The 15,855-nt window shown below is 49.6% G+C and carries 11 protein-coding genes and 1 pseudogene; 5 read left to right on the top strand and 7 right to left on the bottom strand.

Going from position 1 to position 15,855, the window contains the following annotated elements:
• Nucleotides 1-36 precede the first annotated feature (36 nt).
• From ABT58_RS01445 to ABT58_RS01460, 3 genes and pseudogenes are all read right to left on the bottom strand, one after another.
• Nucleotides 37-990, bottom strand: a pseudogene (locus tag ABT58_RS01445) (IS3 family transposase).
• A 233-nt stretch (nt 991-1,223) separates the two neighbouring features.
• On the bottom strand, nt 1,224-2,255 hold the full coding sequence (gene tdh, locus ABT58_RS01455; RefSeq protein WP_047872590.1) for an L-threonine 3-dehydrogenase: 1,032 nt from the start codon (nt 2,253-2,255) through the stop codon (nt 1,224-1,226).
• A 142-nt stretch (nt 2,256-2,397) separates the two neighbouring features.
• Nucleotides 2,398-3,591 carry a glycine C-acetyltransferase gene (locus tag ABT58_RS01460; RefSeq protein WP_047872591.1) on the bottom strand — a complete coding sequence of 398 codons (1,194 nt, stop codon included), beginning with the start codon at nt 3,589-3,591 and terminating at the stop codon, nt 2,398-2,400.
• A gap of 183 nt (nt 3,592-3,774) precedes the next feature.
• Between ABT58_RS01460 and ABT58_RS01465 the strand changes: the two genes are divergently transcribed.
• The 4 genes from ABT58_RS01465 to ABT58_RS01480 all read left to right on the top strand — a co-directional run bounded on the left by ABT58_RS01465 (nt 3,775) and on the right by ABT58_RS01480 (nt 8,699).
• Nucleotides 3,775-4,698, top strand: coding sequence for a LysR family transcriptional regulator (locus tag ABT58_RS01465; protein ID WP_047872592.1), 924 nt, complete (start codon nt 3,775-3,777; stop codon nt 4,696-4,698).
• Nucleotides 4,699-5,048: 350 nt separating this feature from the next.
• Complete coding sequence (locus tag ABT58_RS01470; RefSeq protein ID WP_047872593.1) at nt 5,049-5,510, top strand: DUF4174 domain-containing protein; 462 nt, start codon at nt 5,049-5,051, stop codon at nt 5,508-5,510.
• 197 nt (nt 5,511-5,707) lie between these two features.
• A complete protein-coding gene (gene malZ / locus ABT58_RS01475; protein WP_047872594.1) occupies nt 5,708-7,579 on the top strand; it encodes a maltodextrin glucosidase in 1,872 nt (623 codons plus the stop codon).
• Between the two features lie 466 nt (nt 7,580-8,045).
• A complete protein-coding gene (locus tag ABT58_RS01480; RefSeq protein ID WP_047872595.1) occupies nt 8,046-8,699 on the top strand; it encodes a hypothetical protein in 654 nt (217 codons plus the stop codon).
• Nucleotides 8,700-9,055: 356 nt separating this feature from the next.
• On the opposite strand, the gene fruA is transcribed toward ABT58_RS01480, so the two are convergent.
• Genes fruA through fruB form a run of 3 tightly spaced genes read right to left on the bottom strand, consistent with a single transcriptional unit; the run spans nt 9,056 to nt 12,895 of the window.
• Complete coding sequence (gene fruA / locus ABT58_RS01485; protein WP_047872596.1) at nt 9,056-10,810, bottom strand: PTS fructose transporter subunit IIBC; 1,755 nt, start codon at nt 10,808-10,810, stop codon at nt 9,056-9,058.
• A 20-nt stretch (nt 10,811-10,830) separates the two neighbouring features.
• Nucleotides 10,831-11,775, bottom strand: a complete 945-nt coding sequence (pfkB, locus tag ABT58_RS01490; protein ID WP_047872597.1) for a 1-phosphofructokinase — start codon at nt 11,773-11,775, stop codon at nt 10,831-10,833.
• A 1-nt stretch (nt 11,776) separates the two neighbouring features.
• Nucleotides 11,777-12,895, bottom strand: a complete 1,119-nt coding sequence (fruB, locus tag ABT58_RS01495; RefSeq protein WP_047872598.1) for a fused PTS fructose transporter subunit IIA/HPr protein — start codon at nt 12,893-12,895, stop codon at nt 11,777-11,779.
• A 386-nt stretch (nt 12,896-13,281) separates the two neighbouring features.
• Here fruB and cra point away from each other — a divergent pair, with 386 nt between their 5' ends.
• Nucleotides 13,282-14,295, top strand: coding sequence for a catabolite repressor/activator (gene cra, locus ABT58_RS01500; protein ID WP_047872599.1), 1,014 nt, complete (start codon nt 13,282-13,284; stop codon nt 14,293-14,295).
• An 8-nt stretch (nt 14,296-14,303) separates the two neighbouring features.
• Here the strand turns inward: cra and ABT58_RS01505 are convergent, their stop codons facing one another.
• The gene (locus ABT58_RS01505) at nt 14,304-15,854 is read right to left on the bottom strand and encodes a GTPase family protein (RefSeq protein WP_229821576.1); all 1,551 of its coding nucleotides are present in this window, start codon (nt 15,852-15,854) and stop codon (nt 14,304-14,306) included.
• Between the last annotated feature and the right edge of the window lies 1 nt (nt 15,855).

The raw sequence follows: 15,855 nt of genomic DNA on the forward strand, positions 1-15,855 counted from the left end.
CTTAACTGATCGGCATTAGTGTAAACATCCCATTTTTTAGTAGCACCCTAAATTAGAGTTTTCCAAGTGTTCTAACTTAGTCAGGTATTCCCATGGCGTCAGATCATTTAACACACCGTGTGGTCGTTCATCGTTGTATTCAATGAACCATTTTTCGGTCAGTTCTCGTACTTCATTCTGTGTTTTGAAGACATACATATTGAGTATTTCGTCGCGGTAAGTGCGATTAAATCGTTCAACATATGAGTTATGTGTTGGTGTGCCGGGGTTGATGAACTCTAGTTGGATTTGATGCTGCTCTGCCCATTCAGCTAACGTAGACGATATGAATTCAGGCCCGTTATCCATCCGTAGCTTGTTGGGGTAACCACGCCAAGCAACAATCCGCTCTAATACTATTACCACTCGAGGAACGGGTAAATTCTGGTCAATCTCAATCGCCAACACATCTCGATTAAAGTCATCGATAACATTGAAGGTTCTAAAACGTCTTCCGCACATAAGTGAATCACTCATAAAGTCCATTAACCAATATTGATTAATGCTTGCTGGCACACACAGAGGTTCAGGGTAGCGAGTCGGTAAACGCTTCTTACCTCGACGACGTTTATTCAGTTTGATATCACAATAGATACGGTGTACGCGCCTGTGATTCCAGCGATGTCCACTAAGTTTTAGTATTATTAACAGCTGACTAAAAACCATAAGCAGGATAACGTTTAACACCATCCTGCAACTCAACAATAACAGCATCATTGCGATGCTTGTCAGGTTGATAACGGTAAAGTGAATCACTAATACCAACGATTCGACAAGCTCTTTCTGTCGTTTCACATCAGAGGCTTCCATACCTCCGTATTTTGATTTCCAATTGTAATAGGTGGCGTCAGAGATGCCATACTCGCGGCAAACCTCTCTCACCAATCTATCGGCTTGAACTTCCTTCAGGGTCTTGACGATCTGAGTTTTTGTATATCGTGATCTTTTCATCAGCGTTCTCCGTTTTGTCCAGTTTAATTCGGAGAACTCTATTTGGGAATGCCACTAGAATAGTGGGATGATAACAATGGTCCCCGCCTGCCATTGAAGTTGATTTATCTATCTTCATGACAAGCATCTTATTTATTAAAAACATTGATGCTGAACCATACAAATTTCAGACACAAAAAAACGGGCCTTTCGGCCCGTTTCTCATTTATGCATGTTTTCCGTGTAACGGGGAATTATTCCCAATCCAGGATCACTTTGCCTGACATACCTGAACGCATCACATCAAAGCCTGCTTGGAAGTCATCAATCTTGTAGTGGTGCGTGATGATTGGTGTGAGATCCAGACCAGATTGGATCAGAGACGCCATCTTGTACCAGGTTTCAAACATTTCACGACCGTAGATACCTTTGATCACCAAGCCTTTGAAGATCACTTGGTTCCAGTCGATACCCATGTCTGATGGTGGAATGCCCAGCAGTGCAATACGGCCACCGTGGTTCATGGTTTTCAGCATAGAGTTGAATGCAGATGGGTTACCTGACATTTCAAGGCCCACATCGAAACCTTCTGTCATGCCCAGATCGGCCATCACATCTTCCAGCTTCTCTTCTGCCACATTAACCGCACGGGTTACGCCCATCTTGCGCGCAAGATCCAAACGGTATTCGTTCACGTCAGTGATCACAACGTGACGTGCACCTACGTGTTTTGCTACCGCTGCCGCCATGATGCCAATTGGGCCAGCACCGGTGATCAGCACGTCTTCACCCACTAGGTCGAAAGACAGCGCAGTGTGTACGGCATTACCGAACGGGTCAAAGATAGACGCTAGGTCATCAGAGATACCTTCAGGGATCTTAAATGCGTTGAACGCAGGGATTACCAGGTATTCAGCAAACGCACCTTCGCGGTTTACGCCCACACCGATAGTGTTACGGCACAGGTGAGTACGGCCGCCACGACAGTTACGGCAGTGACCACAAGTGATGTGACCTTCGCCAGATACGCGGTCGCCAATTGCAAAGCCACGCACTTCCTGACCAATCGCAACCACTTCACCCACGTATTCGTGGCCCACAACCATAGGCGTAGGAATCGTCTTTTGTGACCACTCATCCCAGTTGTAGATGTGTACGTCGGTACCACAGATCGCGGTCTTCTTGATTTTGATCAGGATGTCGTTGTGACCCATTTCAGGTTTATCAACCTCGGTCATCCAGATGCCTTCTTCAGGCTTTAGCTTTGATAGTGCTTTAATTTTCATTGTGTTTTCTCACTGCTGCCCCGCGCAATGCGAAGCAAAGAAATCTGTCATGTGTTTTTCGCGTTAAACAAACGCATTCATCTCAATGCTATGTTCGCCGGCTAAGTGATAAAAACGCCAGCGAACGCAGCATGATGATGAATTAGATGATGCCCATGTCCTGGCCAACTTCGATGAACACATCGATCGCACGATCAAGTTGTTCACGGCTGTGTGCAGCTGACATTTGTGTACGGATACGCGCCTGACCTTTTGGTACCACAGGGAATGAGAAACCTACCACGTAGATGCCTTTCTCCAGTGCGCGCTCAGCAAATTCTGCTGCTACTTTTGCATCACCCAGCATGATTGGAATGATCGCGTGATCCGCACCGCCCATGGTGAAGCCTGCGCCTTCCATACGTGTACGGAAGTGTGCCGCGTTTGCCCATAGTTGGTCTCGCAGTGCACCGCTTTCTGCCAGCAGATCCAGCACGCGTAGAGACGCAGAAACAATCGCAGGTGCCACAGAGTTAGAGAACAGGTACGGACGAGAACGCTGACGCAACCAGTCAATCACTTCTTTCTTACCAGAAGTATAACCGCCTGACGCACCGCCCATGGCTTTACCTAGGGTACCGGTGATGATGTCGATACGCTCAATCACGTCATGGTATTCATGTGTACCGCGACCGTTCGCGCCCATGAAGCCGACTGCGTGAGAGTCATCAACCATAACCAGTGCGTTGTACTTGTCCGCCAAGTCACAGATCGCTGGCAGGTTAGCCACTACGCCGTCCATTGAGAATACGCCGTCAGTCACGATCAACGTGTGACGTGCGCCAGCTTCTTTAGCGGCGATCAGCTGTGCTTCTAGCTCTTCCATGTTGTTGTTCGCGTAACGGAAGCGCTTCGCTTTACACAGACGTACGCCGTCGATGATAGATGCGTGGTTCAGGGCATCAGAGATGATTGCATCTTCTGCGTCCAGGATGGTTTCAAACAGGCCGGTGTTCGCATCGAAGCACGAGGTGTAAAGAATCGTGTCTTCCATGCCCAGGAATGTAGAAAGCTTTTGTTCTAGCTCTTTGTGCGCGTCTTGTGTACCACAGATGAAACGAACAGAGGCCATGCCGAAGCCGTGCTCATCCATACCCGCTTTCGCTGCTTCAATCAGCTCAGGGTGGTTAGCCAGACCCAAATAGTTGTTTGCACAGAAGTTCAATACTTCTACGCCCGTATTGATAGACACAGACGCTTTCTGTGCCGATGTGATCACGCGTTCAGATTTGTAAAGACCTTCAGCTTTTACTTCTTCTAATTGCTGATTGATTTGAGCGTAAAATGCAGCAGACATGATGTTCCTCTCAAGATTCTTTTATTGCCGATGTGATTTTCACTCTTAAAATTCTTACCACATCAGGCCAAGCATAATTCCATTAAACAGTTTATGTTCATTTCACTGGATTTAGTCGGTAATCATTTTAATCAAAGCGAATTCAGACTATTATCCCCTCTCCTGGAAAAGGACTCGTGAACCATGAACACAAATAAACTCATTGCCCTTATGCCAGAATTGGCGGTCTTTAAAATCGTCGTGGATGAAGGCAGCTTTACCGCTGCAGCCAAGAAGCTGGGCGTAACCCCTTCCGCCCTGAGTAAACAGCTTTCTCGCCTTGAACATACCCTGTCTGCCAAGCTGCTTGAACGCACCACCCGTAAGCTGGTGATCACCGAATCCGGCAAGGGGATTTACAACCAGTGCTGTACCCTGCTGGAAGCCACCAAACAAGCGGTGGAGTTCACCAGTTCTGAACATGCCGTGCCTTCTGGTTCGCTCACGGTCGCTGCACCCAAAGCGTTTTTGAGCATTGTGTTGCAACCGATGGTCAAGCCCTTCCTGACCCAATACCCGGACATTGAACTCAAACTCAAAGCCACCGATGGCGAGATTGATTTGATCTCTGAAGGCATTGATGTGGTGTTTCGCTTAACAGAGAAGCCGACCGAAGGCTTAGTGGTGAAACACATGGGGAAAGTCAGCCTGCGTTTGTGTGCCAGCCCAGACTATTTGGCAGAACGCGGCACGCCGGTTCACCCAACAGATCTGCGTCAGCATGATTGTCTGTATTTGGGGGAAACCACCACGGATCACATCTGGGATTTCGTGAAAGACAATGAAGCCCACACCGTTGCGGTAAAAGGCCGTTATGCGGTGAATCACTCCCAAATGCGTTTGAAAGGCGTGATTGACGGTTTTGGCATTGGTATTTTCCCTGATTTTGTTATCAAACAAGCACTCGCCGACGGCCAAGTGCAACCGGTACTGGCGGACTGGACGATTAAAGGGAACTACCAAGGTGATATCGCGTTGCAGTTTGCGCAGACCAAGTTCATGCCTGCCCGTTTACGCGTGTTTATTGATTATGTGACGGCGCACCTGTCTGAGTATACCGTTTCCTAAATACAGGCTCTTAAATTCCGGCTTTTAAATACAGCCACGCAATCACTCATTCGTCGCACTGGTAGTCAGTCGCCAGTGCTAGCCCCTAATATCACCTTCTCTCACTTCGCTATCCTTGCCCTTTTCCGCCCGTACACTGCCTGCATTCTACGTTTTTCCTACTGGCTTCTCGTACTGGGTTATACTTCCTATGACGTAAAACACAGAATAAGACACCGTCTCGGTTTTGATCCAATTTGACAGGATAGTCGTTAGTTATGGATGTAATGCGCATTCGCTCTGCCTTAGCCGGTTGACGAATGGCCCAACATCTCACACTCCCTTACCGCTCTCTAAGTAAGGTAACGACGATGAAATATTGGCGAACACTGACACTTGTTTTGACCCTTTCTCTTGGCACCGTCGGCATGGCTGGCACGGCACAAGCCTATCCGATGGATTCCATCCACTGGAATCACCGCAGCATTCTGTTCTTCGCACCGGCACATGATCAGCATGTGAAAACCTTTGTGAAAGAAACCCTGATGAATAACTGTCAGCTTCAGGAGCGCGATATCAAAGTTATCGTGATCACCCAAGACGGTTATTACAAGCCAGAGAACCTCTTCAGCCCTGAAGAAATCAACATGCTGACCCAAAAATACCGCATTGCGACTGACAGCCACACCGCTGTGCTGGTTGGGAAAGACGGGTTAGAAAAACACCGCTGGGGAGAAGAGACCAACTGGCAGTACATCACGTCGCTGATTGATCGTATGCCGTTGCGGATCAAAGAGATGGCTTATTCACCGAACAGCCGTTGTTCCATTTAGCTCAGGGGTATTCAGAGCCCATTGCCTTTCTCGCATACACTGACAGAGCCGGCTTCCCTTGGCCGCATGCTCACTCTACGCCCCTTGCTACGCCTCTAATTTTTGGTCAGGGAGGATTCTCTTTATTGCCAAAAACAGTATGGTAGAAATGGTTCGTACTTCTCCCATAATCCAATGACGTTATAGGCAATAAAACAATGACCAATAAGCCATTTTTCTATCACGGACAAGACCCGAACTGGGTGACGGTTCGTGACAATAACAACAGTGAACAACAACTCCACCTCACTCTCGTCAGTGAAGCCGACACGCTGATTTCCACCATTTTTGTTCGTTGTGATCCTGACAACGAAGAAGAGTTGATCGAAATGACGCGCGGCGAGACACTCAATCGCCTGCAATACTGGCATGCAGCCATTCCCGTCAACGAAGACCAACCTATCACCCACTACTGTTTTAAGATCATGCAAAACAGTCGTCAGTGGTGGTTGCACGGCAATGGCGTCAGCCCACGCGTTCCCGGGCGAGAAGCGCACTTCAAATACAACCGCGTCCACCAGCCACCGGCGTGGATGCAATCTCAAGTCTTCTACCAAATTTTTCCGGACCGCTTCCACAATGGCGATCCGTCTATCAGCGTGAAAACCGATGAATACTGCCTGCGCGGTAACGAACGCCCGACCATTGCGCTGCCGTGGGGCCATCCGGTTTCTGAACACGGCCAGAATGGTCCGAATGAATTCTTTGGCGGCGACATTAAAGGCATTCACGACAAGCTGGATTACCTGCAAGATCTCGGCGTCACGGCCCTGTATCTAAACCCGATTTTTACCGCGCCAAGTAACCATAAATACGACACCACCGACTACCGCAATATCGACCCACATTTGGGCACCAATGCGCAGTTTGCGGACATGGTGGCCGACCTGCACCAACGTGACATGAAGATCATGCTCGATGCGGTATACAACCACACCTCCGTTGATCACCCTTGGTTTGACCGCTACGGCAGACAAACCGAGCACAAAGGTGCCTTTAATCATCCCGATTCTCCATACCGTGATTTTTACCAATTCACTGGCGATACGAATGACTACATCGGTTGGAAAGGCATTGATAGCCTGCCGAAGCTGAATTTCTCGAATCCCGAAGTGCAGGATTACATTTACGCTGGCGATGATGCGGTGATCAAATCCTGGCTGCGTCCACCGTATAACATTGATGGCTGGCGTTTCGATGTGATCCATATGCTGGGCGAAGGCAAAGGCGCGAAGAACAACGCGCACTATGTGAAAGCCTTCCGCGAGTCAGCAAAGTCGGTCAATCCGGATTGCTTCATTCTGGGTGAACACTTCTTTGAAGCGACCTCTTGGCTGCATGGCGATCAAGAAGACGGCGCAATGAACTACTACGGGTTCGCGCACCCGCTGCGTGCCTTCTTTGCCCATCAAGACATCAGTTACCACAACTGTCAGATTGATGCGGAAGTGTTAGTGGAATGGCTTAACGAAGCACGTAGCAAAGTGCCTTGGTTGAACCAACTGTCTCAGCTCAACCAGTTGGACAGCCATGACACCATGCGTTTCCTCACCCTGCTTGATGGCGATACAGATACCATGAAGCTGGCCTTGTTGATGCTGTTTACTTATGTCGGCACGCCGTGTGTGTATTACGGCACAGAAGTAGCATTAGAAGGCGGACAAGATCCGGATAACCGCCGTTGCTTCCCGTGGGAACGCACCGAAACCGCTCACCCGATGTTTGATTATGTGCAACAGCTGATCAAGCAACGTAAGCAGTCAAAAGCACTACAGTCGGGCAGCATTCAGTGGTTATACGCCGAGCATCAGCAATTGGCCTTTGCCCGCAGCTACGGGGATGAACAGCAGATCTGTATCATCAACAACAGCCAATATGCGAAGACTTTGTCTATCCCGATGTGGCAAATCGGCCTGCATAACGCCAATGTGGTCGACGGCTTTACCCGCGATGAGTGGGAAGTGAAAGATGGCATCCTGACCCTGACGTTAGCAGGCAAAGAAGGCATGTTGTTGTCGGTAAGGGCGTGAGTACGCAACTAACCATCAAAACGGCTTCCTTCTGGAGGCCGTTTTTTCATCCAGACAATCAACAACCAGAAAACTATCAACCAAAAAACCAGCAACCAGATCCATTCGCTTACCTCGCACATCGCAGCCGTGATGCTGTTACCTTAAGGCTACCCCTGAGGACGGCGCCTTGATAGCAATACTTGATACCAGCGCCTTGATAACAGGACCACGACCACACGAAAACAAGGCGGCATACCTGGCACATTTTCATAAAAATCGTGCCAATATGAGTTTCTTAACCCTGTCTCAGTACGAATCTCATCCATGAGAGCAAGAAAATGATAGTTTTTCAGTCACTTATTTATTTCTGATTTTTATCCCTATTATTCATCAAAAAACTTTCCATTCTTGAAATATGCTTACTTTGTGCTTCAGAAATAATTATAACGAGGTTCCTAATATGATTAGGCCAGCGCTAACCGTAATGACTACTGCTTTATTAATTGCCTGTGGTGGCGGCTCCAGCGACAGTCCGGAACCCACAATTGTATCCATGGATGATATCAGTGTTAGAAAGATTGGGATTGATTTAGTCAATATTGCTAATGAGCCGGTTGATTTTTATATTCGAGAAAACGGTGATAGCAACCCACTATTTGATGATGGTAACCAAGTGTCGTCGAATCCTAATTACGATAATCAGTACCATGGCATTAGTTGGACATCTGCCGCCCCCATGCGTATTGATATTGGTATTCAAGACACCAACTCACAAACGATACAAACTGAAGTGAATGATGTGGTGTTGAATGATACAGAGAAGCTGTGGGCTATTGCTTGGCAGGATGGCGGTGAGCTCACGCTATCTACCGATGTAGAGCTGCCTGCGCCATTAGAAGATAAGTACCGGATTCGTGTGTTTTCTATCGCCGATACCTGGGTACAAATTATCTCAACCTTTGTCTCTACATCAGAAGTCAAAAAAGGCACCTTTTCGCCTCACATGACCATTGAAAACTGTAGCGGTGAATTATATCTCGGGGCGAACCCGACAGATATATGTGATTTAGATATCGGGAAATCGTATCTTTTGATTGTAAACGGGGAAGATCTGTTGTTAGCAGCAGAAGAAAAATAACAATAAATAATAATACTAATAAAAAGTAAGACAATAAGAGCAAAAATAAGAAAGAGTAATATTCGGGAATTGAACGAGGAATAATAATACTAAAACCTCACGCGCTTTATCTTTATATCGCAAGGAACGTCTACAACAATAACGTATGTCGATGGAGTTTTGTGCTTTACACGTTGTGTAAATTGGGGGAACCAACACTCTATCTTCCGAACGGTGACCATAATAATAAACCAATCGGATTCAGGGCAAACGCAACAATATCGTAGGCAGCGGTGGCAAAAAGCCCCGGCATTCAGTATGCCGGGGCTTCTTTTCTTTTACTCACTGACAATCGTTGTCAGTGACTCACCGTGTGATTATTTTGCTTTTGCAGCTACCAGCATGTCTTCATCTGGCTTTTTCAGCATCGCGTAAGTCACACCTGTCACCAAAGTACCGGCCGCAATCGCAACCAGGTACATGAACACTGGGGTAATGGCATTCGGGATGAACAGTACAAACAAACCACCGTGTGGTGCCATCAGTTTTGCACCGAACAGCATCGACAATGCACCTGTTAGTGCACCACCCGCCATACAGCTTGGGATAACACGCATTGGATCGCGCGCCGCAAAAGGAATCGCCCCTTCAGAGATGAAGCACAGACCCAGTACGAATGACGCTTTACCCGCTTCCGCTTCGTTCGCGTTGAACTTACGTTTTGCCAGGAATGTGGCCAGACCCATACCCAATGCCGGCACCATACCTGCCGCCATGACCGCCGCCATTGGCGCGTAGGTTTGCGAAGCCAACAGACCCACACCAAAGGTGTATGCCGCTTTGTTAACCGGACCACCCAAGTCGAAACACATCATACAGCCAAGGATAATACCCAGCAGTACCGCGTTTGCAGAGCCCATGTTGTTCAGGAAGGTCGTTAGTGCCGTCATCGCGCCAGCAACCGGGCCACCCACAACGTAAATCATGATCAGGCCGGTGAACAAACTGGCTACCAATGGAATGATCAGGATAGGTTTTAATGCTTCCATCGATTGTGGCAACTTAACGTGTTCCGCAATCCACTTGGCACTGTAACCAGCAAGGAAACCCGCTACGATACCGCCCAAGAAGCCTGCACCTGTTGAGCTTGCCAACATACCACCAATCAAACCCGGTGCCAGACCCGGACGGTCAGCAATCGAGAAGGCAATGAAGCCTGCCAGTACCGGTACCATCAAGGCAAATGCAGAGCCACCACCAATGGTCATCAGCGCGGCAGCCAATGTACCTTCTTCTTTAAACGCTTCAATACCGAACACAAAAGACAGGGCGATAGACAAACCACCTGCAACCACCAATGGCAGCATATGGGATACACCGGTCATCAGGTGTTTGTACGCGCCGGTTTTCTCTTGTTTTTGCTCAGTTTGCGCACCGGCTTGGTGTTGGTACACTGTCGCGGTCGCAAACGCTTTGTCCATTTCATCCGTGGTCTTTTTCAGTGCCAGACCGGTGCTGGTTTTGTACAGCTTCTTGCCATTAAAGCGAGAAAGATCCACTTCGATGTCAGCCGCGATAATCACCAAATCCGCTGCGGCAATTTCTTCTGCCGTTAGCTGGTTTTTCGCGCCTACTGAACCACGGGTTTCCACTTTGATTTGATGACCTTGACGTTGGCCTTCTTCTTCCAGCGCTTCTGCTGCCATGAAGGTGTGTGCCACACCGGTTGGACAGGCGGTGATCGCAACAATGCGCTTCACGCCGCCTTCTGCGTCTTCACCTGCCGATGCGGTTTGTACGGTTGCGGCCAGTTGTGCTGCACTCAGCACGTCAGCACTGGCTGTTGCGTTTTCCAAAAATGCTTTCGGGTCTTCAAAACACGCTGCTACCGCACTCTGGTATACGCGCTTATCCGCAAAACGTGATAGGTCTACCGCTTTATCGGCAGCCACGATAACCACATCAGCCTCAGCAATTTGTGCATCCGTCAGGGTTTTCACCGACATCACGCTCGACTGGCATTCAATGCTCGCTTCCCACTTCAGATCAGCGGCGGCTTTTTCAATCAGCCCTGCCGCGATCACGCTGTTAGCGATACCGCTTGGGCAAGCTGTTACTACTGCAATTTTCATCTCAATCCCCTCTGCTCGAGTTACGCGTTCACGCGGCTAATTTGGACATTTTCTTTCACGCTTAGCACTTGGTTGATGTCTTCAACCCCGACGCCTACCTGACTCACGGCCAGTGCAGACAAGGCCGTTGCAAAACGTAATGTCTCTTCTTTGTTCCATTGATTCAGTTGGCCCCAACACAGGCCAGCGACCAAGGTATCGCCCGCACCCACAGTGCTGACAACCTGCATTTTCGGTGGCTGCGAACGTAGCCAGCCGTCTTGGTTCAGCCACATCACGCCTTTGGCGCCCAGTGACACCACCACGTTGGCAATGTCATTTTCCGCCAATTGCTCAGCGACCGTTTGCAGTTCGGCATCGGTAGTCAGTTCACGACCCGCCCAATCCGACAATTCTTCATCGTTTGGTTTCACTAACCACGGTGACGCATTCAGTCCCGCCGCTAACGCCGCTTTACTGCTGTCGAAATACACGTGTTTGCCTTGACGATGCAACTCGGCAATCCACTCAGCACATTGCTCCGGTGACAAACCACGCGGCAGGCTGCCAGCCATCACGAACACATCGTGCGATTCCGCTAGGCTGAACAAAGTCTTCTCAAATGCTGCAACATCGTCGGCACTCACTTCCACACCCGGGAAGTTAATGTCACTCACGCGGCCATCTTGCTCGACCAGTTTCACGTTGATACGGCTCGCGCCATTTACGCGCACAAACGCATCTTGCACGCCCAGTTGCTCGAACAACTGGCAAAACGGTTCTTGGTTATCGGCACCCAGCAGACCGGTCACGGTCACATCCGCACCCAGTTCTGCCAGCACTTTGGCCACATTCACGCCTTTACCGGCCGGATGCAGGCTACCGCTTTCCACCAAATTCACGGTACCGGCGGTCAATACGGATAAGCTACCGGTCAGATCCAAAGCTGGATTAAGGGTAACGGTTACAACTTTAGGTTTATTCATCTTATTTCCCCTCACCCAGACCATCAGCAATGGCTTGACCAATCGCTTCCAGTGCCGCATCAGCATCATCACCTTGCGCCGTGAACTGCAGCTCGTGGCCTTTCTTCACGCCAAGGGCAATCACTTTCATCAGGCTCTTGGCATTCACCGCTTTGCCGTCACCATTAAGGTTCGCCACCAGTAAGGTTGAATTGAATTTTTTCGCGACGCTCACCAACATGGCACCCGGACGGGCATGCAAGCCGTGTGGGTTACGAATCGCAAACACAGCGGTGGTGCCGTCCAGCGCTTCTTCTGTCAGCAATGACACCACACCGGCCGCATCAGCCGTGAACAGCTTGTCTGCCTGCTTCTTGTAAAGCAGTTGTGCAAGGTTGTGCATCACAGCACCGTGACTGCCATTACACGCCGCCACAAACAGCAAGCCTTTCACCGCCACACCGTCTTCTTCAAATACCGAAGCTGGTGTGACAAACGACAACGCGGTGCGTGTGACCTCTTTCTGGCTTTTTGCTACCCACAGGCCCTGACCCACATGGGTAGCACCTTGTGCGATGGCATCCGCCACGGTGGCATTGCTCGCCGCCTGATGGTTTTTCACCAAGCCAGCCGCTACAGCAGTTAACTGCACCAAATCGGTGGCAGGGAACGCCAGTTGTACCAGTGAGGTATCAACATCGGCTTCGGACTGCACTTCACCGTTTAGAATGGCAATCACACCTTCTGCGCTGTCACAATTTTTCAGACGATCTTCCACGCCATCAGCTGACAACACTTTGGTCAGCTGCTTCAAAATGCCCAGGTGCTCGTCAGATTTCGCCGCAATACCGATAGCCAGGTACACCGTTTTGTCATTATCCCAGTTCACACCTTGCGGGAAATGGTGCACGCGTACACCGGTTTGTTTCACTAAATCGCGGGTATCGGTTGTCCCGTGTGGGATCGCAATACCGTTACCTAAAAACGTTGAATTTTGTGCTTCACGGTTAAGCATGCCGTTCACGTAGCCGTTTTCGACCAAACCCTGCTGCTCTAAACCGGCCGCAATGGCTTTGATCGCGTCTTGCTTGTTTGACGCTACTTGATTGAGCTGAATATCACTGGTTGATAATGACAGCATCTGTTCACTCCCGTTGTGTTCTCATGCCATGCTGACGTACAGACCGTCAGCCGCTACTAAGTCTAGCCCACTCAAAGCTGAATCGTTTCAGCTTTTCAGCAAATGAAAAAGTTTCAGCCTAATCTGAACGCCTTGTGAGGCTGTTCTGTATCACCTGCTTACACTGACGACACAATCTTGAAGCGATGAGCACAAGGTGTAAGGCTAGGCTGAAACCTTTCAGCTGACATGCTGAATGGTTTCAGCTAGTATTGCAATTGTTCTGTGTCAGATCTGTTTTGGATCTATGATCTCACGCACAATTTTCTATTCCTTGTAAGAATTGCACTGTCTTTTTCATCAATAGAAAGACATGATTCGAGCGGTTTATAACGGTAAGGCACTCCATGAAATTAGACGAAATCGCCAAACTCGCCGGTGTGTCCCGCACCACCGCCAGTTATGTCATCAACGGTAAGGCGCAAAAGCACCGTATCAGTGAGAAAACCCAGGCCAAAGTCATGGCCGTAGTGAATGAACATAACTACCGCCCTGACCATGCCGCGACCTCTTTGCGTGCCGGCAGCAGCCGTTCTTTTGGGTTGATCATTCCGGATCTGGAAAACAGCAGTTACGCCAAACTGGCCAAATTGCTGGAAAGTAATGTGCGCAAGGCGGGCTATCAGCTGATCATCTCGTGTTCGGATGATGATGCCGAAACGGAAATGAAAGTGGCTGACACCCTACTCAGTCGCCGTATTGATGCGCTGATTGTCGCCAGTGCCTTACCGGCCGATAACGATTTCTACAAACGCATTCAAAAAAGCAAAGTGCCGGTGATCGCCATTGACCGTGCGCTAGATGATGAGACGTTTGCCTCGGTGATCAGTGAAGATTTAGACGGCGCGTTTGATTTAACCGCCAGTTTGCTGGAACAACCGACCACCAGCATTGGCCTGATTGGTGCCGTACCGGAGCTGGGTGTCTCTAAAGAACGTGAACAAGGTTTTCTGTCTGCGATTCGTGCCCACGGCAAACAGCAAGCCGCCAAAGGCCACTGTGACACAGCCCTGATGACACTCACGGCTTATGGTGCTTCTTTCAGTCAGGCGGAAGGGCAACGTCTGGTGCAACAGTGGATTGAGAATGACACCCTGCCCGAGGCGATTCTGGCAACCTCTTACACCTTGTTTGAGGGAATTTTGGATGGCTTGCTGGCTAATCCTGATTTGATGACAAAAACCCGACTGGCCACTTTTGGTGATAATCGTCTGCTCGATTTCTTGCCGATCAAGATCCAGTCGTTGCCGCAGCAATTTGAATTGATTGCCGATAACGCCCTGGAGCTGACGGTCAATGCCGTTGCCGGACGTTATCGGACAGGGGTAGAAGTAGTACCACGTAAAATTAAGCGTCGTTAAGGTTATTATTAGTACTGTTCTTTCAGCCAGTGCTTAGCCGCCACTTTACCCAGCGAGTACAAGCGTTTCGCTTGCTGGGTAAGATCAGCACTGCCATGACTCAATCGGCGGCGGTTTAGCTGCGTATTGATGCCTTCTTCAAACGATCCCAATAAGCTTTCTCCCACTTCCGCCATGTTGTACGACGGCTGCTGCTCTGGCATTGCAATCACAATGCCTTCATCAGGCTTTAATTGTTCCAGATTGAAGTCCAGTGCCGCTTTAATGATTTTGCCTTTCGCATCGGTCGGCTGAGTCATATCGTACGGTGGCGCCCACTCGTTCGCCGGTTGCAGACGGTCGACTTGATTCAACAGCATGATCACGCGCGGCTTCTTACGACTGCGGTTTTTCGGTTGCAGGTAGAAATCATCAAAGAGCTGCTTGAGCATCACATCCTGCTGACGAGCAGGTTGGTTCGCTTTCACCAGCCAGAAAATCACATCGCTCTGGGTCATTTGTTCCAGCAGTAGCGCTTGCGTTTTCTCGTTGCCATCAATGCCCGGCAAGTCCACCAAGTGGATCAAATCCACCCCTTCCACGTGACAGCGGTGAATAACAATCTTGTCAGTCGAAGGAATGGCACTCACTTCCGCCACCATACTGCCGACAAACGCATTCACGAATGAGGATTTACCCGCACTCACCTGCCCGACCAATGCCACGCGCAACGGTTCAATTTCTTCTGCCAAACGGCCTTCGTCTTGCTGCTTCACCGTGCTCTCGCCCAGCTCACCATCCGTCACCGAATAACGGCCACTGTAAAGATCAATCGCTACCGAGATCACTTCCTGCAACAGCACTTTTTTCAGCTTATGCTGCACCTCATCACTGACTTGATCAAACAGAGCACCAAAAATCTGTCCACGGGCTTCTGCCACAATGCCGGCTGGCGTAAACGCACGAAACAGTCGGTAAGCGTCATACAATTTCTTCGCCGCGCCCAACTTTTCTTTGTGACGATACCCTTGCTGCAAGGTCGAAATTTTCAGGTGCTCGGCGAACGGCACATGGTTAAGTAAGAAATGGCGATAGCGCTTGCTGACCTGCTCCATCATCAACAGAAACTCCGGCGCAGTGAACGCCCATTCCTGTCCAGCGTGACCACTTTTCCCTTTGCGCTCGGCGGCATAACGGGCGGATACTTCCATCGCCAACGCCATGCTGTGTTCACGCAGCGCAGGCCAGCTGTCATCTTGTGCTAACAAGTCTTTACTGCGCACATTCAGGCTTTGCCACACATCGCGATCAAACGCGCCCCATTCTCCGGACGGTGCGACGGCGATGTCACCTTTTAAGTCATCCTCAGTCACATCGGGCTCACTGGCTTGACGACGCACCCAGAGATATCCGGCCAACACCAATAACGAACTGCCGACCAAAACCAGCGACAACATCAGCCAGTATCCGTTTTCCACCACACTGACTAACCCAAGCCCCGCCAGTGCCAATACTGGCAGCACCAACGCCATCAGAATCAGGGGGATCACGCCAGCCGAGGTGCGTGATAATAAATTCACG

Source organism: Photobacterium aphoticum (genome assembly GCF_001029435.1).
Classification (GTDB): domain Bacteria; phylum Pseudomonadota; class Gammaproteobacteria; order Enterobacterales; family Vibrionaceae; genus Photobacterium; species Photobacterium aphoticum.